The organism is Reyranella sp. (assembly GCF_004296935.1).
Lineage (GTDB): Bacteria > Pseudomonadota > Alphaproteobacteria > Reyranellales > Reyranellaceae > Reyranella.
The window spans coordinates 1-25128 of sequence record NZ_SCVH01000170.1 but is presented as its reverse complement, the minus strand read 5'-3'; the positions used below and the strand labels follow the sequence as shown (position 1 = coordinate 25128).

Annotated in this window: 27 protein-coding genes; 17 read left to right on the top strand and 10 right to left on the bottom strand. The window is 66.0% G+C overall.

What is annotated here, in order from left to right; genetic code table 11:
• The first annotated feature begins 560 nt into the window (after positions 1-560).
• Both EPO55_RS25980 and EPO55_RS25975 read left to right on the top strand, forming a co-directional pair.
• Entirely contained in the window at positions 561-2435 is a 1875-nt protein-coding gene (locus EPO55_RS25980) for a ribonucleoside-diphosphate reductase subunit alpha (RefSeq protein WP_296340522.1), read from the top strand.
• Between the two features lie 87 nt (positions 2436-2522).
• A complete protein-coding gene (locus EPO55_RS25975) occupies positions 2523-3485 on the top strand; it encodes a ribonucleotide-diphosphate reductase subunit beta (RefSeq protein WP_296340520.1) in 963 nt (320 codons plus the stop codon).
• A gap of 141 nt (positions 3486-3626) precedes the next feature.
• Here the strand turns inward: EPO55_RS25975 and EPO55_RS25970 are convergent, their stop codons facing one another.
• From EPO55_RS25970 to EPO55_RS25950, 5 genes are all read right to left on the bottom strand, one after another.
• Positions 3627-4907, bottom strand: coding sequence for a hypothetical protein (locus EPO55_RS25970; RefSeq protein WP_296340518.1), 1281 nt, complete (start codon positions 4905-4907; stop codon positions 3627-3629).
• Positions 4908-5177: 270 nt separating this feature from the next.
• The gene (locus EPO55_RS25965; protein ID WP_296340515.1) at positions 5178-5774 is read right to left on the bottom strand and encodes a Fic family protein; all 597 of its coding nucleotides are present in this window, start codon (positions 5772-5774) and stop codon (positions 5178-5180) included.
• A complete protein-coding gene (locus tag EPO55_RS25960; RefSeq protein WP_296340514.1) occupies positions 5764-5991 on the bottom strand; it encodes a hypothetical protein in 228 nt (75 codons plus the stop codon). The genes EPO55_RS25965 and EPO55_RS25960 overlap by 11 nt, the downstream gene beginning before the upstream one ends.
• A 79-nt stretch (positions 5992-6070) precedes the next feature.
• Positions 6071-6703 (bottom strand): class I SAM-dependent methyltransferase, encoded by a 633-nt coding sequence (locus EPO55_RS25955; protein WP_296340511.1) that lies wholly within the window; start codon positions 6701-6703, stop codon positions 6071-6073.
• Between the two features lie 497 nt (positions 6704-7200).
• Complete coding sequence (locus EPO55_RS25950) at positions 7201-7935, bottom strand: SDR family oxidoreductase (RefSeq protein ID WP_296340510.1); 735 nt, start codon at positions 7933-7935, stop codon at positions 7201-7203.
• 40 nt (positions 7936-7975) lie between these two features.
• Between EPO55_RS25950 and ubiE the strand changes: the two genes are divergently transcribed.
• From ubiE to rho, 10 genes are all read left to right on the top strand, one after another.
• Complete coding sequence (gene ubiE / locus EPO55_RS25945) at positions 7976-8752, top strand: bifunctional demethylmenaquinone methyltransferase/2-methoxy-6-polyprenyl-1,4-benzoquinol methylase UbiE (RefSeq protein WP_296340509.1); 777 nt, start codon at positions 7976-7978, stop codon at positions 8750-8752.
• On the top strand, positions 8753-10297 hold the full coding sequence (gene ubiB / locus EPO55_RS25940) for a 2-polyprenylphenol 6-hydroxylase (RefSeq protein ID WP_296340506.1): 1545 nt from the start codon (positions 8753-8755) through the stop codon (positions 10295-10297).
• 3 nt (positions 10298-10300) lie between these two features.
• Positions 10301-11041: a sulfite exporter TauE/SafE family protein gene (locus EPO55_RS25935; protein WP_296340504.1), complete on the top strand. Its 741-nt coding sequence runs from the start codon at positions 10301-10303 to the stop codon at positions 11039-11041.
• A 13-nt stretch (positions 11042-11054) separates the two neighbouring features.
• Positions 11055-12281 carry a bifunctional phosphopantothenoylcysteine decarboxylase/phosphopantothenate--cysteine ligase CoaBC gene (gene coaBC / locus EPO55_RS25930; protein ID WP_296340502.1) on the top strand — a complete coding sequence of 409 codons (1227 nt, stop codon included), beginning with the start codon at positions 11055-11057 and terminating at the stop codon, positions 12279-12281.
• A 3-nt stretch (positions 12282-12284) separates the two neighbouring features.
• Positions 12285-12773: a dUTP diphosphatase gene (dut, locus tag EPO55_RS25925; protein ID WP_296340500.1), complete on the top strand. Its 489-nt coding sequence runs from the start codon at positions 12285-12287 to the stop codon at positions 12771-12773.
• A gap of 35 nt (positions 12774-12808) precedes the next feature.
• On the top strand, positions 12809-13267 hold the full coding sequence (locus EPO55_RS25920; RefSeq protein ID WP_296340499.1) for an Rrf2 family transcriptional regulator: 459 nt from the start codon (positions 12809-12811) through the stop codon (positions 13265-13267).
• A 51-nt stretch (positions 13268-13318) separates the two neighbouring features.
• Positions 13319-13735, top strand: a complete 417-nt coding sequence (locus EPO55_RS25915; RefSeq protein ID WP_296340496.1) for a carboxymuconolactone decarboxylase family protein — start codon at positions 13319-13321, stop codon at positions 13733-13735.
• Positions 13736-13738: 3 nt separating this feature from the next.
• Positions 13739-14209, top strand: a complete 471-nt coding sequence (locus tag EPO55_RS25910; protein WP_296340494.1) for a GNAT family N-acetyltransferase — start codon at positions 13739-13741, stop codon at positions 14207-14209.
• Positions 14206-15117: an NAD(P)-dependent oxidoreductase gene (locus EPO55_RS25905; protein ID WP_296340492.1), complete on the top strand. Its 912-nt coding sequence runs from the start codon at positions 14206-14208 to the stop codon at positions 15115-15117. The genes EPO55_RS25910 and EPO55_RS25905 overlap by 4 nt, the downstream gene beginning before the upstream one ends.
• A gap of 193 nt (positions 15118-15310) precedes the next feature.
• The gene (gene rho, locus EPO55_RS25900) at positions 15311-16690 is read left to right on the top strand and encodes a transcription termination factor Rho (RefSeq protein WP_296340491.1); all 1380 of its coding nucleotides are present in this window, start codon (positions 15311-15313) and stop codon (positions 16688-16690) included.
• A 112-nt stretch (positions 16691-16802) separates the two neighbouring features.
• Here rho and EPO55_RS25895 read toward each other — a convergent pair whose 3' ends face one another.
• The 4 genes from EPO55_RS25895 to EPO55_RS25880 are packed head-to-tail and all read right to left on the bottom strand — an operon-like array spanning position 16803 to position 19869.
• The gene (locus EPO55_RS25895) at positions 16803-17222 is read right to left on the bottom strand and encodes a PaaI family thioesterase (RefSeq protein WP_296340489.1); all 420 of its coding nucleotides are present in this window, start codon (positions 17220-17222) and stop codon (positions 16803-16805) included.
• A 2-nt stretch (positions 17223-17224) separates the two neighbouring features.
• Positions 17225-18127 carry a shikimate dehydrogenase gene (locus tag EPO55_RS25890; RefSeq protein WP_296340487.1) on the bottom strand — a complete coding sequence of 301 codons (903 nt, stop codon included), beginning with the start codon at positions 18125-18127 and terminating at the stop codon, positions 17225-17227.
• On the bottom strand, positions 18124-18735 hold the full coding sequence (locus EPO55_RS25885; protein ID WP_296340485.1) for a Maf family protein: 612 nt from the start codon (positions 18733-18735) through the stop codon (positions 18124-18126). Before EPO55_RS25885 ends, EPO55_RS25890 begins: the two co-directional genes overlap by 4 nt.
• 12 nt (positions 18736-18747) lie before the next feature.
• Complete coding sequence (locus tag EPO55_RS25880; RefSeq protein ID WP_296340484.1) at positions 18748-19869, bottom strand: PQQ-dependent sugar dehydrogenase; 1122 nt, start codon at positions 19867-19869, stop codon at positions 18748-18750.
• Positions 19870-19979: 110 nt separating this feature from the next.
• Between EPO55_RS25880 and EPO55_RS25875 the strand changes: the two genes are divergently transcribed.
• From EPO55_RS25875 to dnaQ, 4 genes are read left to right on the top strand one after another with little or no spacing between them, the layout of a single operon-like run.
• Positions 19980-21152: an LLM class flavin-dependent oxidoreductase gene (locus EPO55_RS25875; protein ID WP_296340481.1), complete on the top strand. Its 1173-nt coding sequence runs from the start codon at positions 19980-19982 to the stop codon at positions 21150-21152.
• 26 nt (positions 21153-21178) lie between these two features.
• A complete protein-coding gene (locus tag EPO55_RS25870) occupies positions 21179-22156 on the top strand; it encodes a quinone oxidoreductase (protein ID WP_296340480.1) in 978 nt (325 codons plus the stop codon).
• Between the two features lie 23 nt (positions 22157-22179).
• On the top strand, positions 22180-22842 hold the full coding sequence (coaE, locus tag EPO55_RS25865; protein ID WP_296340535.1) for a dephospho-CoA kinase: 663 nt from the start codon (positions 22180-22182) through the stop codon (positions 22840-22842).
• 24 nt (positions 22843-22866) lie between these two features.
• Entirely contained in the window at positions 22867-23547 is a 681-nt protein-coding gene (gene dnaQ / locus EPO55_RS25860; protein ID WP_296340478.1) for a DNA polymerase III subunit epsilon, read from the top strand.
• Positions 23548-23568: 21 nt separating this feature from the next.
• Here the strand turns inward: dnaQ and secB are convergent, their stop codons facing one another.
• Positions 23569-24081, bottom strand: a complete 513-nt coding sequence (secB, locus tag EPO55_RS25855) for a protein-export chaperone SecB (RefSeq protein ID WP_296340476.1) — start codon at positions 24079-24081, stop codon at positions 23569-23571.
• Between the two features lie 160 nt (positions 24082-24241).
• Here secB and EPO55_RS25850 point away from each other — a divergent pair, with 160 nt between their 5' ends.
• Positions 24242-25072, top strand: a complete 831-nt coding sequence (locus EPO55_RS25850; RefSeq protein WP_296340474.1) for a gamma-glutamyl-gamma-aminobutyrate hydrolase family protein — start codon at positions 24242-24244, stop codon at positions 25070-25072.
• Positions 25073-25128: the final 56 nt, after the last annotated feature.

Genomic DNA, 25128 nt, shown 5'->3' with positions numbered 1-25128 from the left:
CAATCCTCATCCTGAGGAGCGCGCATAGCGCGCGTCTCGAAGGATGGGCAACAGCACGGTCTTTGGCGCCCATGCTTCGAGACGGCCACTACGTGGCCTCCTCAGCATGAGGTTTTCGCCTAACCGTCGATTCCTCAGCCCGATGTTAACGCGCACCATGACACTATGACGACGATCAGGTCGCGACGCCGAAAGTGCCTATCGTGTCTCGCGTTTTGCGACCTGCCCCGATGCGGTTGAGCCGATTCGCTGGCGTTTCTGTTTCCAGCCCACGGAATCCGTGGCAAAGCGCGTTTTGTTCTCCTCTAATGCTGCACTTGCGAAGGTTCGCATACGGCCGGAAAAACAAAATTTCAAAGCCTATTTTTATGAATGTTTACAGATATTTAACCAACCATTCCTGAGATTCACACGCGGGGAAAAAAATTGCCGATGACAGCCATCACAGGTGCCGTATCATCTATCCATAGTGGGAAGGGACAAACCCTTCCCAACATCTAGGTGTCTTCCACAGTGTGTTCTATCCACAGCTGTGGACAAAAAGAAAATGGGGGCCACAAGTGTTTGATGTTGTTCAAGTTCGCAGCGGTGCACGGGTTGTTACCGACTCCTCACGGGACGCCCGCCTGACCATCTTCGGCAAGGCCACTCTCACCGACCGTTATCTCCTGCCCGGCGAAAGCTATCAGGACATGTTTGCCCGCGTGGCGGCGGCCTATGCCGACGACGACGGCCACGCCCAGCGGATTTACGACTACATCAGCAATCTCTGGTTCATGCCGGCCACGCCCGTGCTCAGCAACGGCGGCACCAGCCGCGGCCTGCCGATCTCCTGCTTCCTGAACGAGGCCAACGATTCGCTCGAAGGCATCGTCGGTCTGTGGAACGAGAACGTGTGGCTGGCGGCCCGGGGCGGCGGCATCGGCTCCTACTGGGGCAATCTCCGGTCGATCGGCGAGAAGGTCGGCATGAACGGCAAGACCTCGGGCGTGGTGCCGTTCATCCGCGTGATGGACTCGCTCACGCTCGCCATCAGCCAGGGCTCGCTGCGCCGCGGGTCGGCCGCCTGCTACCTGCCGGTCAACCATCCCGAGATCGAGGAATTCATCGAAATCCGCCGCCCGACCGGTGGCGACCCCAACCGCAAGGCGCTCAACCTCCACCACGGCCTTCTCATCTCCGACGCCTTCATGCGCGCGGTCGAGAACGACGAGGAGTGGGCGCTGGTCAGCCCCAAGGACGGCGCGGTCCAGCGCAAGATCTCGGCCCGTGCGCTCTGGATCCGCATCCTGACGGCGCGCATCGAGACCGGCGAGCCCTACCTGGTGTTCGTCGATCACGTGAACAATGCCCGGCCCGAGCATCACAAGCTGGCCGGCCTCGAGGTCAAGACCTCGAACCTGTGCAGCGAGATCACGCTGCCGACCGGCATCGACCATCACGGCAAGCAGCGCACCGCGGTGTGCTGCCTCTCCTCGCTCAATCTCGAGACCTATCTCGAGTGGCACGAGCATCCGACCTTCATCGAGGACGTGATGCGCTTCCTCGACAACGTGCTGCAGAGCTTCATCGACACCGCCGGCTCCGACTTCGCCCGCGCCACCTATGCCGCCATGCGCGAGCGTTCGGTCGGTCTCGGCGTCATGGGCTTCCACTCGTTCCTGCAGGCCAACGGCATCCCGCTCGAATCGGTGATGGCCAAGGTGTGGAACAAGAAGATGTTCAAGCACATCCGCGGCCAGTGCGACGACGCCTCCAGATCGCTCGGCAAGGAACGCGGCGCCTGCCCCGACGCCGCCGACTTCGGCTTCGAGGACCGCTTCTCCAACAAGCTCGCGATCGCGCCCACCGCGTCGATCTCGATCATCTGCGGCGGCGCCTCGCCCGGCATCGAGCCGTCGGCGGCCAACGTCTATAACCACAAGACCCTCTCGGGCTCGTTCGTGGTGCGCAACCCGTACCTCGAGAAGGTGCTCGAGCAGAAGGGCCGCAACGACGAGGACACCTGGACCACCATCACCACCAGCCAGGGTTCGGTGAAGGATCTGGACTGCCTCGACGACCACGAGAAGGCGGTGTTCAAGACCGCCTTCGAGATCGACCAGCGCTGGCTGGTCGAGCACGCCGCCGACCGCACGCCCTACATCTGCCAGAGTCAGTCGCTCAACATCTTCCTGCCGGCTGACGTCCATAAGCGCGACCTGCACCAGATCCACATGATGGCCTGGAAGCGCGGCGTGAAGAGCCTCTACTACTGCCGCTCGCTCTCCATCCAGCGCGCCGAGGCGGTCTCGGGCGATGCCATGGCCGACCAGCTGGGCGACCACGCCATGGGCGTGCCGACGCGGGAGGAGGGCGCCGATGCGCCGCTGCCGTTCGTCGGCAACAAGATCTCCCAGACCAACGACTACGAAGAGTGCCTTAGCTGCCAGTAACCTGAGCAGTCCCCGCCGCGACCGGTACAGCCTGCCGGACGCGACGGGGAACCTTTCGCTTCACATCCGTTTGATCGGTCCATCCCCATGTCCCTTCTCGACGCCAAGCCGATCTACAAGCCGTTCCATTATCCGTGGGCCTACGACGCCTGGCTGACGCAGCAGCGCATCCACTGGCTGCCCGAGGAAGTGCCGCTGGCCGACGACGTCAAGGACTGGCGCAACAAGCTCACGGATACCGAGCGCAATCTGCTGACGCAGATCTTCCGCTTCTTCACCCAGGCCGACGTCGAGGTGAACAACTGCTACATGAAGCACTATTCGCGGGTCTTCAAACCCACCGAAGTGCAGATGATGCTGGCCGCCTTCTCCTCCATGGAGACCGTCCACATCGCCGCCTACAGCCACCTGCTCGACACCATCGGCATGCCGGAAACGGAATACTCGGTCTTCCTCACCGTCAAGGAGATGAAGGACAAGTACGACTACATGCAGGAGTTCAACGTCGACTCGAAGGCCGACATCGCCAAGACGCTGGCCGTGTTCGGCGCCTTCACCGAGGGCCTGCAGCTCTTCGCCAGCTTCGCCATGCTGATGAACTTCCCGCGCTTCAACAAGATGAAGGGCATGGGCCAGATCGTGACATGGTCGGTGCGTGACGAGACGCTGCACTGCAATTCGATCATCCGGCTGTTCCGCACCTTCATCCAGGAGAACCCGGAAGTCTGGACCGAGGCGCTGCAGCGCGAGCTCTACATCGCCTGCTCGACCATCGTCGACCACGAGGACGCCTTCATCGATCTCGCCTTCGAGATGGGCGGCATGGAGGGCATGACCGCGACCGACGTGAAGCGCTACATCCGCTTCATCGCCGACCGCCGCCTGCAGCAGCTCACCCTGCAGCCGATCTACCGCAGCGACGCCAAGAACCCGCTGCCGTGGATGGACCAGATGCTGAACGCCATCGAGCACACCAACTTCTTCGAGAACCGCTCGACCGAATACTCCAAGGCGTCGACGCGCGGGAGCTGGGAAGAGGCGTTCGGCTAGGGCATCCGTTCTTCTCCTCCCCAGCCACGCTGGGGAGGTGTCGGCCTCCTAGGCCGACGGAGGGGTCAAAGGCCCAAGTATGCAGCTATCGGAGCAAAGGAGCTTCGGCTGATCTTGGAGTAACCGGACGCTAATCCGTTCTCATTTGAGAATGGCACGTTGCGCATCAATCTTTTGATTGCATGTTGTGATCCATGCGTGGAAAGCATTTGCGGCGGGCATTACAGCGTCCTGTATTTCTCGGTTCAGGATCATGTTGGCTGTCCAGTACCGATCTTCATCGGCCAACTTCTCCCGCCGCTCCTTGTACGTTCTTACGTTTGTCAGGAAATGCCCCATCGCGCCCTGGAAATTGTTAAGAGGTGTATCCCCACTTTGCAGCCCGACGACTTCCAACAGTTCATCGCGATACTTTTGGTTTTGCAGAACAGTCTTGTCCCAAATATCCGTCTGCAGCTTGGTTACAAGCTCACGTGTCCCTTCAATCTGCGAGATTAGCTCGTCTATCTGGAGATTGGTTCGATCAGTCCACACATGCCTTATCCAAGGAGCTTGCACAGCATCCAAACCCTCCTTGTTAAGGCGCTCCGACGTTTCGGCCAGCAGTTGGCTAAGCCTTTGCTTCTCGGCTGGAAAGTAGTCCTTGGCTTTTGGGGGTTCTGCAGAATGGCGATCAAGCGGCGAGGGCGCGCTAGGAGTTACCGGAAGCGCCAACACTTCCTTGCGGAGTGCATCTAGCTTGTTTGCCCAGTCGCCCGACCAGTTACCAAGCTGAATCGTCGAGCGACCGAATGCCACGAAATACTGATTGTCTCGTATCCCTGCCATACCAGCCGGCCCCCTCTGAAGGGCAGCAGCAACATTGCGCGCACTGGAGACCACCTCAAAGGGATTGAAGGCGTTAAAATTCTCGAACTCTCGAATAAACTCATAGCCGGAGTATTTCCCGGCTAGTGCCTGCATCTGCTTTAGCAGAGCTTCAACTCGCGCCGCGTAGTCCGTAAGTACTGCAGCGGTTGAGCCCTCCAAAGTCCCCAGCTGCACTCCGCTGTCGATCTTCGTATAGATGCCTCGTCCTTCGTCGCTCAAAGCGCGCGCTTGGGGGCCAACCAAATCCCTAAGCTGATCGATTGCGCGCAACTGCCTTTCGATGTCGTAGGAAAAGTAGACTTTCGGCGGCGCAGCGGCTGCCGGACCGCTGAGGGCAGGGGGAACTCCGGCGACGACCTGTTGGCGAGCTTGCCAGACAATCCCTGCCGTAAGGATCAGCACGGAGCAAATCGTTCCGATCAAGCCTACCCATATCAAGTGCGACGGTTCCAATTTGAATCTCCGCCACCAAGGACCAAACATCGCGTAAGAGATCGCGACGGCGGCCCCAATATACGCGGCAATCTGCACCAACAATTCGTGGCTGGTCATCCAACCCACCACGATTCCAATGCTGTCCGCTGCAGTAAGCAGACCGAGCGCTTTTAGTCCTCTGGCTCCGACAGAAAGAAGCCATTCCGGGACAGTGGCCACAACGAGGAGGAGGGCCCCGAAGCCGCTACTCCAGCGTTTACCTGCCCGATCCTCCATGTCTCCAACATTAGCACAACCGCGGAAGGGGTCTGGGCAGGCGTAGTTCCTACTTACTGCAGCAAGTCAGAACGGCCCATGTCGAGCGCACGGTGCAGGGTGGGAAGCAGTTCAGGTCGATCGGTCCGGCCGAACGGCCGCCGCAAGCACGTCGCGTAGGGGCCTGGTGTCGCCCTTGAAGCTGCGGGCGGAGGCCTCGTTCCATGCGCTTCGCTCGATCTTCGTCAGGTCGAACTCATAGCCCGCTTGCTTCGCGAGTTGGCGAAAGAACTCGCGCGTGGCCCGGCCGTTGCCGTCGCGGAAGGGGTGCAGGGCGTTCCAGTCGCCGTAGTGCTCGGCGAGCCGGTCGACGACAGCCGTTCGGTCGAGGCCGCGCAGGAGTTTCTCCGTAGCCAGCGCCTCGGCCAGACGCTTGCCTTCGTTCACGAGAAAGCCCGGCCGGCAGAACATCTGCCCGGCCTTGGCTATGTCGACGCTGCGGATCGATCCCGCCCAGTCGTAGACGTCCTGAAAGATATGGCCGTGGAGTCGTTTCAGCTCTTCGAGATCGAAATGACCAAGCGGCGGCCATCGGCGCATTTCGTCGAGGCGCGCGGCCGTTGCGGCATATTCCAGCCGGGCCAGCTTGTTGGCGCTGCGTGTGCCGAACTTGTTTCGAAGGACGGTCGAGTCGGGATAGGTGTACGGATCCTGGGAATCAGGCGGCATCGGCAGCGCGTTTGGTGCCGAGAACGCGCTCGACCTCCCGCGCCAGAATCTCTTCGCGCGCGATTCGTCCGGCGATGTAATCCTCGCAGTCCGAGAGGAATTCGGGCGTGGGGACGTGACCCTCGAGTCGCGTGCTGGCGAGCGCCTGGTCGAGATGGGCGCGCCGTTCGGCAGCGGTCTCGGCCGCATCCTGAGGGGTGGCGACGGTGTCGGGCATGGCTCTCTCCAAGGGTGCTCAATTATAGCAAATCCCGGCCTCGACGGCATCCCGCCACGGACGCCCTCCCGGCAGCGTTCTAGGCCGGCGCCCGAAAGGCCAGCACACTCCACCACACGGCGCTGCCGCCCAGCAGGGCGGGCCGCTCGCTGTCGTGAATCGCGAGCAGCCCGTGGCGGCCCGCGAGGTCGCGGGTCTCGGCGGCGGAGACGTCGAACATGCGGCGGCCGGCCGGCACCGGGCCGTGGCGCAGCAGCAGGGTCATCAGTCCGCCCGGCGCGAGCAGGGGCGCGACGCGGTCCATGGCGCGCGTGCGCTGGCCCGCGTCGAGGTGCATCCACACCGCCGTCAGCAGCACGAGATCGAAACGCCGGCCGCCCCCTTCGAGTAGCGCATGGACCCTGTCGAGGTCGGGCAGGGAATCGTCGATCCACTCGATCGCGGTCGCCGGATGCAGGCGCTGGCCGTGGGCCCGCAGTTCTGCCGTCGGCTCGACCGCCACGACGCGGTGGCCGAGGGCCGCGAGGGCAGCGGCATCGCGGCCGGTGCCGGCGCCGATGTCGAGGACCCGGCCCGGCGTTGCGGGCATCAGGGGCAGCGTGTCGCGGTGGACGTCGGCGAAGGCCAGGCCCTCGTACTGCTTCACCAGCACGTCGGCGGTTTCGCCGTAGCCTTCGGTGCCGCTGGCGCGGCGGGCAGGGTCGTCTGTCATGGCTGCATACCAGACCGGCGCAAAGAGAGTTGCAAATTCAGCAAGTTTATGCCTATGGTTTCGATAGGCTGGCGCCTGGACTGCGCCGGGCTTTTTCCTTTCCGGCACGACCTGCCCGCGCCCTCTGGAGTCCGCAAGAGGGGCCGCGGGTTCGCCTCATGGCCTGGTGCAGCCGCCGCGGGTCCTGACCCGTGGACAGTCCCAAGAACGACCCCGTCTCAACTCGGCGCCAAATAACGACGCCAGAACAGACACTTAACGACATCCTGGGCACAGGGTGCGCCGGGGCAGTGCGACCAAAGTTTTCGCGAAACGCGAGAAAAGCCCATGGAATAAAGCTTATCCCGGAGTCGGGCCCAACTTCGGGCCCAACACTCCCACGTTTCAGGTGGGCCCGGGGAGGCCCTGGAAAGATTGAATTTGTTGGCTTTCCGGCGGTTCGAAAGCCAGATTTCCGTCGGCGAAGTTGGGCCCTTTTTGCAAAGTTGGGCCCGCGGTCACGCCCACCCTCCGGCATGCGGCAGGACGTGGCCGGTGATGAAGCCCGCGCCGTCGGAGCACAGGAAGCACACGGCCGCGCCCAGCTCGTCGGACTTGCCGAGCCGGCCGAGCGGGATCTGGGCGGTCATCTTGGCCATTGCCTCGCGGTTGGCGAGCAGCGCCGGCGGGAAGTAGTCGGGGTTCTCGACGTAGTTCGAGCCCACCGCATTCACCGTGATGCCGTCGCGGCCGAGCTCCTTGGCCAGCGAGGAGACGAGGCCATTGGCCGCCGCCCGCGCCGAGACGTAGGGCGCGTAGTTGGCGATGCCGCGCAGCGGTGCTGCCGACGAGACGAACACGATGCGTCCGGACTTGCGCTTGCGCATCGACGGGACCACGAGCTGGGCCATGTGGAACGGCGCCACCGCCATGGATTCGAGGGCGGCGCGATAGTCTTCCAGGCGGGCTTCGCCCAGCGGCGCGCGCAGCGCCGGGTAGGCGTCGTTGTTGACCAGCGCGTCGATGTGTCCGTGGCGTTTCAGCGCCAGCTCGACCATCGTGGCGGGGTCGGTGGCCGAGAGCGCATGGGCGCCGTGGAACTGGGTTTCGTAGCGGCGCCGTGCGCTGGGGGCCTCGAAGGTGGGATCGTGGGCCAGCACCGTGGCGCCCTGCGCCAGCGCCACGTGCGTGGTGCCGTGGCCTGCGAACTTCTCGACATTGGTGATCAGGATCACCCGGTCTTTCAGCAGCATGGCGATTCCTCTAGGTTGCGGCCCATGACAAACCTGTCCGATGACAAACCCGCCCGATCCTAGCGCGCCAGCCCCGCCGGCGCAGGCGTCCTTCGGCTTCAAGGACGTCCCGGCGGCCGAGAAGGCCGGCATGGTGCGCCAGGTGTTCGAGAGCGTGGCCCCGCGCTACGACCTGATGAACGACCTGATGTCGGGCGGCGTCCACCGGCTCTGGAAGAACGCCCTGGTCGATGTCGCAAACCCCCGCCCGGGCGAGAAATTCCTCGATGTGGCGGGCGGCACCGGCGACATCGCCTTCCGCCTGCTGGCCCGCCAGGGTGAACGGCCGGACGTCACCGTCTGCGACATCAATCCGGCCATGCTGGCGGTCGGCCGCGACCGGGCCGTCGACCGCGGGCTTCTGAGCGGCCTCACATGGACGACGGGCGATGCAGAGACCCTGCCGTTCCCTGACCGGTCGTTCGACGGCTACACGATCGCCTTTGGCCTGCGCAACGTCACCGACATCGACAAGGCGCTCGGCGAGGCGCACCGCGTGCTGAAGCCGGGCGGCCGCTTCTATTGCCTGGAGTTCAGCAAGGTGACGTCGGCGCCGCTTGGCCGCCTCTACGATGCCTATTCGGAGCGGGCGCTGCCGTTCTTCGGCAAGCTCGTGGCCAAGGACGCCGAGTCCTACCGCTATCTGCACGAGAGCATCCGCCGCTTCCCGCCGCAGCGCGAACTCGCCCGGCGCCTGCGCGAGGCCGGGTTCGCCAACGTTGCCTGGCGGGACATGACGCTGGGCGTCGTGGCGCTGCACAGCGCCTGGCGCATCTAGATGCTGCGTGCCCTTCGCAACAGCTGGCGCCTGCTGCGCATGGCGGTGAGCTTTGCCCGCCACGACGCGCTGTTTCCGCTGGAAACGCTGGGCATCGCGCCGGCGCTGATTGCCTGGGCACGGCTGTTTGCCCGCCGCCGCGATCCGCGCCGGCCGGGCGAACGGCTGGCGGCGGCGCTGCAGGAGATGGGGCCGTCCTTCATCAAGCTCGGCCAGGCGCTGTCGACCCGTGCCGACCTCCTGAGCGAAGGCGTCGCGGCCGACCTTGCCCGGCTGCAGGATCACCTGCCGGCCTTTTCCGGCGCCGAGGCCCGGCGCACCATCGAAAGCGAGCTCGGCCAGCCGATCGACGCGTTGTTCACGAGCTTCGATGACGAGCCGGTCGCCGCCGCCTCGATCGCCCAGGTGCATTTTGCCGTCACCACCGACGGCCGCGATGTCGCGGTGAAGGTGCTGCGGCCGGGTATCGAAAAAGCCTTCGAACGCGATCTCGACCTCTTCTACTGGATGGCCGAACTGGTCGAGCGTACGCAGCCGCGGTTTCGCCGGCTAAAGCCGGTCGATTCGGTGCGGGCATTCGCCGACGTGGTGCGGGTCGAGATGGACCTGCGCATGGAGGCCGCCGCGGCCGAGGAGCTGGGCCTGAATTTCGTCGACGACCCGGGCTATCGCGCCCCCGCCATCGACTGGGACCGCACCGCCCAGCGCGTGCTGACCCTGGAGCGGATCGACGGCATTCCGATCGGCGACCGCGACGCCATCGTGGCGGCGGGACACGATCCGGACGTGGTCATGAAGATCTGCGCCGAGGCGTTCTTCTACCAGGTGTTCCGCGACGGCTTCTTCCACGCCGACATGCACGGCGGCAACGCTTTCGTCGACCGCGAGGGCCGCATCGTGCCGGTCGATTTCGGCATCATGGGGCGGATCGACGAGGACACACGCGGCTACCTCGCCGAGCTGCTGGTGGCCTTCCTGCGCCGCGACTATCGCGCCGTGGCCGAGGTCCAGTTTCGCGCCGGCTACGTCCCGCCCGACCAGTCGCTGGAGATGTTCGCCCAGGCCTGCCGGTCGATCGGCGAGCCGATCTTCGGCAAGCCCAGCCACGACATTTCGATCGCGCGCCTGCTCGCCCAGCTGCTGCGCGTCACCGAGCAGTTCGAGATGGCGGTGCAGCCGCAGCTGCTGCTGCTGCAAAAGACGATGCTGATGGCCGAGGGCATGGGCACCAAGCTCAACCCCAAGGTCAACATCTGGGAACTGGCGCGGCCCTTGATCGAGGAGTGGATGCGCACCCATTTCGGCCCGCGTGCCACCGTCGGCCGCGCGGTCGAGGATATCGCCCAGGCGGTCCGGCGCCTGCCGCGTCTGATCGACAGCCTGCATCTCGTGGTCGAGCGCGAGCGTCGTATCGCCGAACGCGCCGCGGCACTGCCGTTGCCGGTTTCGGGCCGCCTCTGGCCGCGCTTCGGGTTCGCCGAGGTCGTGGCCGTGCTGGCCCTGATTGCGGCCATCGTGGCCACTGCCGCGGCGTGGTGGCACTAGGCAATGACAACGGCGGAGATCGCCTTCGGGCTCGCGGTGTTTCTGCTCGCCGGTACGGTCAAGGGGTTGGTCGGGCTGGGACTGCCGACCATCACCATCGCGCTCACGTCGCTGGTCCTGCCGTTGACGGAAGCGATCGCCCTGATCGCGCTTCCCACCATCTTCACCAACGTCTGGCAGGCGGCGATCGGCGGCCGGTTCTGGGTCATCCTGCGACGCCAGTGGCCGCTCATCGTGCCGCTGATGATCGCGCTTTATCTCACCATGTGGCTGGTCGGCCAGAAGGGCCCGAACTGGGCGTTCCTCGTGCTGGCGGCCGTGTTGATCGTCTACAGCGGGTTAGGACTGCTGCGCATCCGCCTGCACATTCACGCCGATCTGGAAAAGCCCCTGGCGCCGGTGATCGGCGTCGTCTCGGGCTTTGTGGCGGGCCTTGTCGGCGTGCCGATCATCCCGTTGATGCCCTACCTGCAGGGCCTCGACATCAAGCCGTCCGAGCTGGTGCAGAGCCTGGGCGTCGTGCTGTGCGCCACGTCGCTCACGCTGACCGTGTCGTTGCTCAATTTCGGCCTGCTCGATGGCCCGCGCGCCATCGTGTCGGCCGCCGCCGTGGTGCCGGCGCTGGCCGGCATGTGGGTGGGCCAGCAGATCCGCCGGCGCCTCTCGATCGAGCAGTTCCGGCTGGCCGTGTTCTGGGCGCTGCTGCTGACAGGGCTCTATACTTTCGCCAGCCGCCTGTTGTGATAGTCTAGTAGGCATGTTGCACGGCAAGCGAATCCTGCTGATCGTCGCGGGCGGTATCGCGGCCTTCAAGTCGCTCGAACTCATCCGCCGGTTGCGCGAGCGTGGTGCTGCGGTGCGGTGCGTGCTCACCGGAGCCGGCGCCAGGTTCGTGACGCCGCTGTCGCTGCAGGCCCTGTCGGAGGACCGCGTTTACAGCGACATGTTCTCGCTGACCGACGAGAGCGAGATGGGCCATATCCAGCTTTCGCGCGATGCCGACCTGCTGGTCGTGGCGCCCGCCACCGCCAACATCCTGGCGCGCATGGCGGCCGGCCTCGCCGACGATCTCGCCGCCACCGTGCTGCTGGCCACCGACAAGCCGGTGCTCGCGGCACCGGCGATGAACGTGCGCATGTGGACCCATGCCGCCACGGTCGCCAATGTCGAGACCCTGAAGAAACGCGGCGTCACCTTCATCGGCCCCAACGACGGCGCCATGGCCTGCAACGAGCACGGTCCCGGGCGCATGTCGGAGCCCGAGGAGATCGTCGCTGCCATTGAAGCGATGCTGGCCACGGAGCAGCCGCTGGCAGGCAAGCGCGCGCTGGTGACGTCGGGTCCGACGCGCGAGGCGATCGATCCGGTCCGTTACATTTCCAATCATTCCTCGGGCAAGCAGGGCCACGCCATCGCGGCGGCCCTCGCTCGCCTGGGGGCCGAGGTCACGCTGGTGAGTGGCCCCGTGGCGGTCGCCGACCCGGCGGGCGTGCGCACGATCCACGTCGACTCGGCCGACCAGATGCTGGCTGCCTGCCTCGCCGCGGGCGTGATCGATGTTGCGGTCTGTGCCGCCGCCGTCGCCGACTGGAAAGTGACGCGGCCGGCCGGCGCCAAGATCAAGAAGAAGGCGGGCGCCCAGCCGCCGCCACTGGAGCTTTCGCCCAACCCGGACATCCTGGCCACGCTGTCGAAGCCTGGCCCCCGGCGTCCCGCGCTGGTCGTGGGCTTCGCCGCCGAGACCGAGAACCTGATCGCCAACGCGATCGACAAGCGCGGCCGCAAGGGTTGCGACTGGATCGTGGCCAACGACGTGTCGCCGGCCACCGGCACCTTCGGCGGCGAACGCAACACCGTGCATCTGGTCAGCGCCAAGGGCGTCGAGGCGTGGCCAACGCTGGCCAAGGACGAGGTTGCCGGCCGCCTTGCCGCGCGCATTGCGCTTCACCTGGCCCAGCCGCGATCGGCGGAAGCGGCGGAGTAACGAATGAACGGTGTCGAGAGTGTAGAGATCGAGGTGGTGCGGCTGGCGCACGGGCGGGACCTTGCGCTGCCCGACTATGCGACCGCCGCCGCCGCCGGCGCCGACCTTCTGGCCGCTATCGACGGCGAGATCGAACTGGGGCCGCTCGAGCGGAAAATCGTCCCGACCGGGATTTCGCTGGCGCTGCCGGTGGGCTTCGAGGCCCAGGTGCGGCCGCGGTCGGGCCTGGCGGCAAAGAACGGGATCACCGTGGCCAACGCCCCCGGCACTATCGATGCGGACTATCGTGGCGAAGTGGGCGTGATCCTGATCAATCTCAGCCGCGAGCCGTTCAAGATCACGCGCGGCATGCGAATTGCACAACTGGTCATTGCCCGGCACGCCCGGGCGATCTGGCGGGAGGTCGGTGAACTGGACCGGACCGCGCGCGGCGCCGGAGGCTTCGGGTCGACGGGGGTTGCGACCGGAGATGCCAAAACCGGGACAGGATGACGGGTTTGATGCGGAGGGCCTGAAGGGAAGACCGGATGCCGCGGCTCAGCAAAAAGACGATGTTCGCTCTTGAGGCAGTGCTCGACGTGGCGTTCCACGTTGGCGAGCATCCGGTGCGCAGCAGTGACATCACCGAGCGCCAGCGCATCCCCAAACGCTATCTCGAACAGGTCCTGCAGCATTTGGTCCGCGCCGGTATCCTGTCGGGCAAGCGCGGTCCCCGGGGCGGCTATCGCCTCGGCCGCGACCGGACGCAAATAACGGTGGGCGAGGTCGTGCGCGTCGTACGCAATCTCGAGGCCGAGACCGAGCCCAGCGATCCCTCGGTCGGCTCGCCGCTCGCCCACGAGGTGGTATGGCCGGTGTGGGAGAGGCTGCGCGACAGCATGATGGCGCAGCTCGACGGCATCTCGATAGACGATCTCTGCCGCCAGGCCCGCGACAAGGGACTCGACGCCCGCTCCGGTCCGCCGCCACGCCAAGTCGTCCTCTGAAATTTCCTGCGCTATGCTCGTCCGTCACTTCATGAACGGAGGAGCACGACCATGGCCAAAGCCAAAGCGAAGAAAGCAAAACCCAACCCGCGCAACAAAAAACTGTACGACGATGGCATGAAGCTGCGCAAAGCCGTGCTGGGGTCGGCATATGTCGACAACTCGATGGCCAATGCCGACGACTTCATGATGTCGTTCCAGGACGTCACCACCGAGTATTGCTGGGGCTATGTCTGGTCGCGGCCGGGCCTGTCGAAGAAGACGCGCTCGATGCTGAATCTCGCCATGCTGGCCGCTCTCAATCGCGGACCGGAGCTCAAACTCCACGTCAACGGCGCGCTGACCAACGGCCTCACCAAGGAGGAGATCAAGGAGATCTTCCTGCAGGTCGCGATCTATTGCGGCATTCCGGCCGGACTCGACGCCTTCAAGACGGCGCGCGACGTCTTCAAGGAACGCGGCGTCTGAACCGTGGCCATTCGAGCGGCGCAGGTCGGGGAGGCGACGAAGCTGACCGCGCTCTGCGTCCGCTCGAAGGCGCATTGGGGCTACGACGCTGAATTCATGCGGCGGAGTGCAGCGTCGCTGCGCGTGAGTTCGGCCGACATCGCGCTTGGCCGTATGCTGGTGGCGGTCGATGGCAAGGACCGCGCCTTGGGTGTCGCCAGCGTGATCGCGGACGGCACCTCTGCCGACCTCGATCTGTTTTTTATCGACCCGCCCTTCATGGGTCGGGGCGTGGGACGTGCGCTCTTCAAGGCAGCGGTTCAGGCGGCCTATATGGTCGACGCGAGGACCCTGACCATCCTGGCCGACCCCAATGCCGCGGCCTTCTATGAGCGGATGGGCGCGCGCTTCCTGCGAAACGCGCCGTCCGATGCCATTCCCGGCCGCAGCCTCCCGCTCTATGAATACGACATCACATTTGAGGCTGCCCCATGATCGCACTCGCTCCTCCCGCCACCATCGCCTTTCTCGGACTCGGCATGATGGGCCGCCCGATGGCGGCCAGGCTTGCCGGTGCCGGCTTCAAGCTCCGCGTGTTCGACGTCTCGCAGAAGGCGGTATCTGATTTCGTCGGCGCCCATCCCGGGGCGCTGGCCACCGCCTCGGCCAAGGCCGCGGCCGAGGGCGCCGACGCGCTGATCACCATGCTGCCCGACGGCAAGATCGTGCGGCAGGCGCTGATCGAGGGCCGCGACGCCGCCGTCGAGGGCCTCGCGGCTGGCGCGCTCGTCATGGATATGAGTTCGTCCAATCCCGTGGACACCCAGAAGCTCGCGCGCGATCTCGCCAGCCGCGGCGTGGCACTGCTCGACGCGCCCGTCTCCGGCGGTGTGAAGCGTGCCGTCGACGGCTCGCTCAGCATCATGGTGGGCGGGGCGGCGGCCGATCTGGAGCGCGCGCGGCCTGTCCTGGGCGCCATGGGCAAGACCATCACGCTCTGCGGTCCGGCCGGTGCCGGCCATACGCTGAAGGCGCTCAACAATTATCTCTCGGCCGCCGGCTTGGTCGCCATGTGCGAGGCGCTGGTGGTGGGCGAGGCCTTTGGCCTCGATCCCGGCACCATGGTCGACGTCTTCAACACCTCCACGGGCAAGAGCAACGCCACCGAGGTGAAGGGACGTCAGTTCGTCGTGCCGCGCAATTTCGTGGCCGGCTTCACGACGTCGCTGATGGCCAAGGACCTGCGCACGGCAGGCGACGTGGCGAAACACCTCAAGCTCAGGATGCCGAATCTCGAGCAGGCCGTGGCCTATTGGACCGCCGCCGACGGCAAGCTGGGCAAGGGCGCCGATCACACCGAGATCTTCCGCTATGCCGAGATGCTGGCCGAGGCGGAGTCGTGACCCGGGCTCCGGTAGCCCTTTGACAGATCGGGGCCGCGCCCCTATATAACCGCCACCTAGGGCCCTTGGCGCCGCCTCCCCGGCGGTGATCGACGGGGCCCACCCAAGTACGACACAGCGCTTAATTCTCGCAGGTTCGACCGCCCCGGTCGCCGAAGCGCGTGCGTCATTTCCCACCTCGGAACGAAGACCCATGAATCTCCAGGACCTCAAAAAGAAAAAGCCCCCCGAACTGCTCGCCTTCGCCGAGGAGCAGGGTGTCGAGGGCGCGGCCATGATGCGCCGCCAGGAACTTATGTTCGCCATCCTCCAGAAGCTGGCGGCGGCCGACCAGGCCATCTTCGGCGTCGGCACCATCGAGGTGCTGCCCGACGGCTTCGGCTACCTGCGCTCGATGGAAGCCAATTACCTGCCCGGCGCCGACGACATCTACATCAGCCCGACCCAGGTGCGCCGCTTCGGCCTGCGCACTGGCGACACGGTGGAAGGCGAGATCCGCGCGCCCAAGGACGGCGAGCGCTACTTCGCCATGGTCCAGATCAACAAGATCAACTTCGACGACCCCGAAGCACTCCGTCACCGCATCAACTTCGACAGCCTGACGCCGCTCTATCCCGACGAGAAGCTGAAGCTCGAGATGGAAGGCGGCGCCGCCGTCATGGCGCCGGCCATCAAGGAAGAAGAGGGCGGTGCCCGCGCCACTTCGTCGGGCCGCGTCAGCTCGAAGCGTACCACCGGCACGCTCACCAAGAAGGCGAGCTCAACGCCGCAGCAGCAGCTCGACATCTCGACCCGCGTGATCGACCTGATCGCACCGATCGGCAAGGGCCAGCGCGCGCTGATCGTGTCGCCGCCGCGCACCGGCAAGACGGTGCTGCTGCAGAACATCGCCCACGCCATCACCGCCAACAATCCCGAGGTCTTCCTCATGGTGCTGCTCGTCGACGAGCGACCCGAGGAAGTGACCGACATGCAGCGCACGGTGAAGGGCGAGGTCGTGAGTTCGACCTTCGACGAACCGGCCAGCCGCCACGTCGCCGTGGCCGAGATGGTGATCGAGAAGGCCAAGCGCCTGGTCGAGCACAAGAAGGACGTGGTGATCCTGCTGGATTCCATTACGAGGTTGGGTCGTGCCTACAACACCGTCGTGCCCAGCTCCGGCAAGGTGCTGACCGGCGGCGTCGATGCTAACGCCCTGCAGCGCCCCAAGCGCTTCTTCGGCGCGGCGCGCAACATCGAGGAAGGCGGCTCGCTCACCATTATCGCCACGGCCCTGATCGATACCGGCTCGCGCATGGACGAAGTCATCTTCGAAGAGTTCAAGGGTACCGGTAACTCGGAAATCATCCTCGACCGCAAGGTCTCCGACAAGCGCACCTTCCCGGCGATCGACATCACCAAGTCGGGCACGCGCAAGGAAGAGCTGCTGGTCGATCGCGCCACGCTCAGCAAGATGTGGGTGCTGCGCCGCATCCTGATGCCGATGGGCGCGGTCGATGCCATCGAGTTCCTGCTCGACAAGCTGCGCACCGCCAAGACCAACAACGACTTCTTCAGCTCGATGAATCAATAGGGCGCGCTCGCGCGCGCCCTGGCGGGCGACAGGCGCTGTAACCAGCGCCGAAAGCCCGCACGATTCAGAACGGATAAGAACTCAAGAGAGCGCCATGGGAGTGGTGCTCTCTTTACGAGCGATCCCCCGTGCGCGCGAACACCGCGCTCGCATGCACGATGCGCTCCTCGCCGACCTTGAGATAGCAGTTGGCGAAGGCCAGTCGCCCGCCCACCTTGTGCACGTCGACATGGGCTTCGACCCAGTCGCCGATCCTGGCCGATCCGGCGAAGTCGGTCTTCACGCTGGCCGTCGTCAGCATCGGCGACGGTGTCTGGCTTCGGGTCGTGCGATAGCCCAAGGCGATGTCGCACAGGGTCATCAGTATTCCGCCGTGGGCGATGCCGCGGGCGTTGGCGTGCTTGGGCTGGATGCGCAGCCCGACAACGAAAGTGCCGTCATCGTTCTCGCGATAGAAGAACGGCCCGTTGTGATCGAGGAACGGACTGGTGCGGAACAGCGGCTTGAAACCGGGCGGAGGATTGCTGTCCATGATCACGCCCCGAGATCGGCGGCAGCCACGTGGCGTTGCTCGGCGCTGACCTCGACCTTGACGCCGAACCAGGCCTCGAAGCCAGGCCGGCCCTGGTGCAGCAGCATGCCGAGTCCGTCGACGCAGCGATTGCCGCGCCCCCGCGCTTCGGCAAGCAGCGCCGTTTCGAGCGGCACATAGACGATATCGTAGACGATGGCGCTGCGCGGGAGCCCCGCCAGATCGATGTCGAGCGGCGGCTGCCCCTTCATGCCGAGCGATGTGGCGTTGACCAGCAGGGTCGCGCCGTCGAGCAAGCCGGCCCGCTCATCCCAGGAGCCGATGACGATCCTCCGGCCGTCGCGCGGCGCGAGCGCCACACCCAGGTCGACCGCGGTTTCCCGCGTGCGGTTGACCAGTCTCAACTCGGGCACTCCGGCGTCGACCAGACTGGCGACGACGGCTCGGGCGGCGCCACCCGCGCCCAGCACGACGACGGGCCCTGCCTCGGCGCGCCAGTGCGGGGCGTTGTAGCGGAGCGCTTCAAGAAACCCGAAGCCGTCGGTGTTGCGGCCTTCCAGCGCGCCGTCGGCCTGCTTGACCACGGTATTCACCGCGCCGATCCGCTGCGCGCCCGGATCGATGCGATCCAGAAGCGGCATGATCTCGATTTTGTGCGGCAGGGTGAGATTGCAGCCGCGGGCATTGGGCGTGCGCTTGAGGAAGGCCACCAGTTCTTCCAGTGCGGCGCGCTTGGGCTCGACCGGCAGGCGACCATAGTGGCCGTCGATATGATGCTGTTTCAGCCAGTAGCCGTGCAGTGCCGGCGAGCGCGAATGCTCGACCGGCCAGCCGACGATGGCGGCAAACGGCCGGCCTTCGGCTTCGGCCACGAGCTGTTGGTAGGGATTCCGGGGCGCGTTCATGCCGCCTGCTCCAGGCCGATGCCGTGGCCCGCCAGGAACGACAGCAGCGGCAATAGCGGCAGGCCCAGGATGGTGAAGTAATCGCCGTCGACCCGGCTGAAGAGATGGGCGCCCAGGCCCTCGAGCTGGTAGGCGCCGACCGACGTCGTTACCTGCTCGCCGGCCCGGGCCAGATAGGCGTCGACGAAGGAGTCGGTGAGCGGCCGCATGGTGAGCCTTGCCCGCTCATTGCAGTGCCACAGGCGCACGCCGGCGCGTGCCACGACCACCGACGAGCAGAGTTCGTGGGTCTGGCCAGCGAGCGACAGAAGCTGCTGGCGGGCAGCGGCCAAGGTCGCCGGCTTGTCGAACTGGCGGCCGTTGCAGGCCAGCGTCGAATCGGCGCCGATCACCAATGCCGCGGGATGCCGCGCCGAAACGCGCTTCGCCTTGAGCTCGGCCAACGCTTCGGCAACGTCCTGTGGCCGGGCGCGCTCGCCAAGCAGGCTCCGCTTGACCTCGTCTTCGTCGACACCTGACGGCTCGACCTCGAAGACGAGGCCGGCGCTGGTGAGGAGCTGGCGCCGCGAGGGACTGGCAGAGGCGAGGATGAGCGCGGGTGCAGGCATGATCGGCAAGGACTACGCAGGTTCGAGACGAAACAGGCCGCCGTCATCGGCGTGGGTGACGACGTAGAGGAGCCCGTCGGGGCCCTGGCGCACGTCGCGGATATAGGGAAGACGGCCCACGAGCAACCGTTCCTCGCCGCGGTAGCGCTCGCGGTCGAGTTCGATGCGGAACAGCGCCTCATTCGACAGCGCGCCGGTGAAGGCGGATCCCTTCCAGCCTGGAAAGCGATCGCCGGTGTAGAAGCAGAGACCGCTGGGCGAGATCGAGGGCACCCAGACCCGCACCGGATCTTCCATGCCCGGCAGGCTCTTGTGGTCGCTGATCTTGGCGCCGCTGTAGTCGATGCCGTGGGTGGCGAGCGGCCAGCCATAGTTGGCGCCGGCCACCAGGAGATTGAGTTCGTCGCCGCCGCGCGGGCCATGCTCGGCCAGCCACATCCGACCGGTGACGGGATGCATCGCCAGGCCCTGCGGGTTGCGATGGCCCCAGGTGAAGATCTCCGGCCGGGCGCCGGCCCGACCGACAAAGGGATTGTCCGGGGGCACCGAGCCGTCGTCGCGCAGGCGGATCACCTTGCCGCCGAGATCGCCGAGATCCTGGGCGCGGCGCATCTGATAGCGCTCGCCCGCCGTCACATACATCAGTCCGGCGCGGTCGAAGGCGATGCGCGAACCGAAATGCAGGTTGCCCGAAGCGCGTGGCAGGGCCTCGAAAATCGGTGTCACGTTGCGCAAACCGTCACCTGCAAGTTCGGCGCGCGCCACCACTGTCGCAGCGCCGCCGGACCCCTCGGCCGAATAGGACAGATACAGCAAACGGTTCTGTGCAAAGGCCGGATGCAGGCAGACATCGAGCAGGCCGCCCTGGCCGCGGGCATAGACCTTGGGCACGCCTCCGACTGGCGCGCGCTGGAGGCGGCCATCGGCGAAGACGCGCAGGCGGCCGGGCCGCTCGGTGATCAGGATGCGGCCGTCGGGCAGGAAGGCCATGCCCCAAGGTTGCTCCAGGTCGCGGCTGAGCGTCGTCAGGCGGTACGCCGCCTTGGTGCTCCGTGTCACATCCTGCGCCCGTGCGAGGGCGGGCTTGGCGAGGCCGGCGGCGGCTGCAGCGGCAAGGAAACGGCGGCGGCGCATAGACCCTCGTGTCAGCAGGGATGTGCCAGCCCGGTCGGGCTGGCGCGCGGAAGGCCGGCCACTATACTCGACCGCCGCAACCGACCCCATAACCCGTAAGGGGACTTTCCGTGACCGACCGTTTTCTGCGCACCGGCATCTTTCTCGCGCCGTTCCATGCGCTCGACGAGAACCCCACGCTCGCTATCGAACGCGACATGGAGCTGGTCCAGCATCTCGATCGGCTGAACTATCATGAGGCCTGGATCGGCGAGCATCATTCCGGCGGCTTCGAGATCATCGCCTCGCCGGAAATGTTCATCGCGGCGGCTGCCGAGCGCACCCGGCACATCCGCCTCGGCACGGGTGTCGTGTCGCTGCCCTACCACAATCCCTTCATGCTGGCCTCGCGCATGACCCAGCTCGACCACATGACGCGTGGCCGCGCCATGTTCGGCGTCGGCCCGGGCGCACTGGTCCACGATGCCGCCAAGATCGGCGTCAAGGCCGCGGACCAGCGCGACCGCATGAACCAGTCGCTCGACGTGATCGTCGAGCTGATGGCCGGCAAGTCGGTGACCAGGAAGACCGACTGGTTCGACCTGACGGCGGCCCAGCTCCAGCTCCGGCCCTACAGCCAGCCCAACATGGAAATGGCCGTGGCCTGCGCGCGTTCGCCCGTCGGCGCCGTGGCGTCCGGCCGTCATGGCATCGGTATGCTGTCGATCGGCGGTACATCGGACGATGCGCTCAAGGCACATGCCGCCAACTGGCAGATTTACGAGGAGCATGCGCGCCAGAACGGCAAGGTGTCGGACCGCTCCAAGTGGCGCATCGTCACCTTCGCGCATGTCGCTGAGACGCGCGAGCAGGCGTTCAAGGACGTGAACTTCGGCATCGACCGCTTCGCCAAGTATTTCACCGACGTCGCCACCTTCCCGATCCTGCCGCCCGGCATCACCGATGCGGCGGAGTACCTGACCAAGGAAGGCATCGCCTGCATCGGCACGCCCGACGATTGCATCCGCCATTTTGAGCGGCTGTGGAAGGGCTCGGAGGGCGGCTTCGGCGCCGTCCTGCTGCTTGCCCACAACTGGGCCGATTGGCCGGCGACGCAGCGCTCTTACGAGCTGATGGCACGCTTCGTCCATCCGCATTTCCAGAGCCGGGCCAACGCGCCAAGGCAACAGAGCTACGACATTGCCGCTGCCAACCGCGACACTTATTCGGTGCAGTCGCAGTCGGCGGTGGCGAGCGAGATCGAGAAGTACCAGGCCGCCAAGTCAAAGCGCGCCGCCGAATAGCCATCCAATTTCAAGGGGAGAGAGAGATGTCCAAGTCCATTCTGATGTACGAGAACGGCGGCCCGGAGAAGATGCAGCTTCACGACGTCGAGGTCGGCGCTCCCGGCCCCGGCCAGGTGAAGGTTCGTCACACCGCCATCGGCCTCAACTTCATCGACGTCTACACGCGCTCGGGCCTTTATGCGACGCCGCTGCCGAACGCGGTCGGCCGCGAGGCCGCCGGCATCATCGTCGAGGTCGGCCCGAAGGTGCGTGGCTTCAAGAAGGGTGATCGCGTCGCCTATTGCGGCGTGCTGGGCGCCTACTGCCAGGAGCGCCTGATGGGCGTCGACCAGCTCGTGCACGTGCCCAAGGGCGTGAGCGACGAGCAGGCCGCGGCCATCATGCTGAAGGGCATGACCACGGAATATCTCGTCGATCACACCGCCAAGGCGTGGCTGAAGAAGGGCGACACCGTCCTGTTCCACGCCGCCGCCGGCGGCGTCGGTCTGTTGTTCGGTCAGTGGGCCAAGGCGCGCGGCTACAAGGTGATCGGCACGGTGTCGTCGCCCGAGAAGGCAGCCCTTGCCAAGAAGAACGGCTACAAGTGGGTGATCGACTACAGCAAGGAGAACGTCGTTGAGCAGGTGATGAAGATCACCAAGGGCAAGAAGGTGCCGGTCGTGTTCGACGGCGTCGGCAAGGATACCTGGGCGGCCTCGCTCGACTGCCTGCAGCCGCGCGGCTTGCTGGTCTCGTTCGGCAACGCCTCGGGCACCGTGCCGCCGCAGTCGGTCGGCATCCTCAACGCCAAGGGCTCGCTTTATCTCACGCGGCCGAGCCTCGGCGCCTACACCGCTACACGCGCCGATCTCGAGGCGTCGGCCAAGTCGCTGTTCAAGATGGTCAAGAGCGGCAAGGTGAAGATCGCCATCGATCAGCACTATCCGTTGGCCGAGGCCGCCCAGTCGCACATCGACCTGGAAAGCCGCAAGACGACCGGCCAGACGGTGCTGGTACCCTAAGAAGCGGCGTCGCGTCACCGGTGATGGTCATCGTCGGGCTGACCGGCTCGATCGGCATGGGCAAATCGACCGCGGCGAAGATGCTGCGGGAGATGGGCGTGCCCGTGTACGACGCCGATGCCGCGGTCCATGCGCTGCAGGCGCCCGGGGGAGCGGCGCTGCCCGGCATTGAGGCGGCGTTTCCCGGCGTCGTGAAGGCGGGGGTGCTCGACCGCCAGGCGCTGGGCGCGCGCGTCTTCGGCAACAAGGCAGCACTGCGCCAGCTCGAGGCGATCGTTCATCCCCTGGTGGGCCAGCGGCAGAAGGCGTTCCTGCGCCGCGCCGCCCTCGCCGGCGAGAAGCTGGTCGTGCTCGATATCCCGCTGCTGTTCGAAGGGCTGGGTGAGCGCCGCGTCGACGCCACCCTGGTGGTGAGCGCACCGGCCTTCCTGCAGCGCCGTCGCGTCATGGCCCGGCCCGGCATGACGGCGGAAAAGCTCGACGGCATCCTGCGGCAGCAGGTGCCGGATGCGCTGAAGCGCCGCAAAGCCAGCATCGTGATCCCGACCGGGCTAGGACTGGCGCCGACGCGGGCGGCGCTGGCCGGGGCCATCGCCCGGCTCAGGCAACGCCCCGGCCGTTTCTGGCCGCCCAACCCGTGGCGCGAGCGATTCACAGGCCAGCTCGCGCGTGGCCGTCGCAAATAGGGCGGCAACTGGCTACAAGATCGGATGCGCGAAATCGTCCTCGACACCGAGACCACCGGCCTCGATCCCCTCGCGGGTCACCGTATCGTCGAAGTGGGCTGCCTCGAGCTTGTGAACATGGTGGCCACCGGCATCACCTTCCACAGCTACTTCAACCCCGAGCGCGATATGCCGACGGGCGCGCAGGACGTGCACGGTCTCACCGAGGACTTCCTGTCCGACAAGCCTCTGTTCGGTGACAAAGCCGACGAGATGCTGGCCTTCCTGGGTGATGCGCAGCTCGTGATCCACAACGCCCAGTTTGACCTGGGCTTCCTCAACGCCGAGCTGGAACGCGCGGGCAAGCCCCGGATCGCCAACCCTTATATCGACACCGTGTCGATGGCGCGGCGCAAGTTTCCCGGCCAGCGCGCCAGCCTCGACGCTTTATGCGAGCGCTTCGGCATCGATAATGCCCATCGTACCAAGCACGGCGCATTGCTCGATTCGGAGCTGCTGGCCGAGGTCTATCTCGAACTGAGCGGCGGCCGGCAGCGCGATCTTGGCTTGGCGCCGGAGATGGCGGGCACGGCCGCCGACGGCACGGCAGCACCGAACAACCGACCGGTGCGTCCGGCCAGGCCGCATCTGGTCAGCGCGGCCGACCTCGCGGCCCACGCCGAATTCCTGAAGAAACTCAGCGACCCGCTCTGGCTGAAGGCCTGACGGCGGGCTCCCGGTGAAGAGCTAGGCGTGGCCGACCGGGCCGTCGGCGACGCCCGGCATCCGGCCACCGTTGGCTTCGAGCTGCTGGCGGTAGAGCGCCACGAAATCGACCGGCGCGATGTTGAGCGGCGGGAAGCCCGCCTCGCGGGTGGCGTTGGCCACGACGGCACGGGCGAAGGGGAACAGCAGGCGCGGCGTCTCGATGAACAGCAGCGGCCCATAGGCCTCCTGCGGCAGCTCTCCCAGCGAGACCGTGCCGGCATAGACCAGCTCGAGCATGAACAGAGGCTCCTTCTCGGGAGTCTGGGCGCTGGCCTCGATCGTCAGTGCGACCTCGAAGGTCTTGGCGTCGAACTGGCGGTTGGTCACCTGGACGTTGAGCGTGAGCTGCGGCTGGGTCTGCTCGATCAGGCTCTGCGGCGCCCGCGGGTTCTCGAAACTCAGGTCCTTGATGTACTGGCCGTGCATGGTGAGCGGGGCAACGGCCTGGGGCTGGTCGGCGGCCGGATTGGCGGGCGGAGGCGTGGTCGTCATGGCGCACTTTCACTCGGTTGGGCACAGGGTTCGGCGGCGCGGGCGGTACCATGCAGGGCTGCACTGCACAAGGCGCGGGCAGGAGCGTTCCCGAGGCAATTGCCAAGGGACCTGCCGTTGGCGATGATAAACCCTTCAAATTGCGGGATTCGGCACGGATATGGATCGGTCTTCTCTGCGGCCTCTCGTCGGCATTTCCGCCTGTCTCAAGGAAAACGGACGGGGCGGCTGGCATCACACGGTGGGCGAGAAATACGTCCAGGCGGCGGTCCGCGCCGTCGGCGCCCTGCCGATTCTGATCCCGGCGATCGGCCCCGAGTTCGATGACGAGCCGGGCTTCATCGCGGCACTCGATCGCTTGCTTGACGGTCTCGATGGCGTGTTGCTGACCGGCAGCCCGTCCAATGTCGAGCCGCACCACTATGGCAAGCAGAGCCGCGAGGGCACGCTGCACGATCCGGCGCGCGACGCCACGACCCTGCCGCTGATCCGGCACACGATCGATCGGGGCGTGCCGCTGTTCGCGATCTGCCGTGGCCTGCAGGAAATGAACGTGGCGCTGGGCGGCTCGCTGCACCAGCACGTGCACGAAGTCGACGGCCGTCGTGACCATCGTTCGCCCAAGTCGCCCGACATGGACGTCAACTACGCGCCGACGCACGACATCGACGTCGTCGAAGGCGGCATGCTGCATCGCCTGCTGGGCGAGCGCCGCGTCAAGGTGAACTCGCTCCACGCGCAAGGCGTCGACGTGCTGGCGCCGCGCGCCAGGCTCGAGGCGACCTGCTGCGAGGACGGCCAGGTCGAGGCACTAAGCGTGCCCGATGCGCCGGGCTTCGCGCTCGCGCTGCAATGGCACCCCGAATACAAGGCGCTCGAAAACCCGGTCTCGATGAAGGTGTTCGCAGCCTTTGCCGCCGCCTGCCGCGCCCGTGCCGCCGCCCGGACGGGTGCAGCGGCTCGTGTCCCGTTGCGCGCCGCCGCCGAGTAGCCGGATGGCTGCGCCCGCCAGCCGCAACAACGCCCGCCGTGACTTCTACGAGCGCA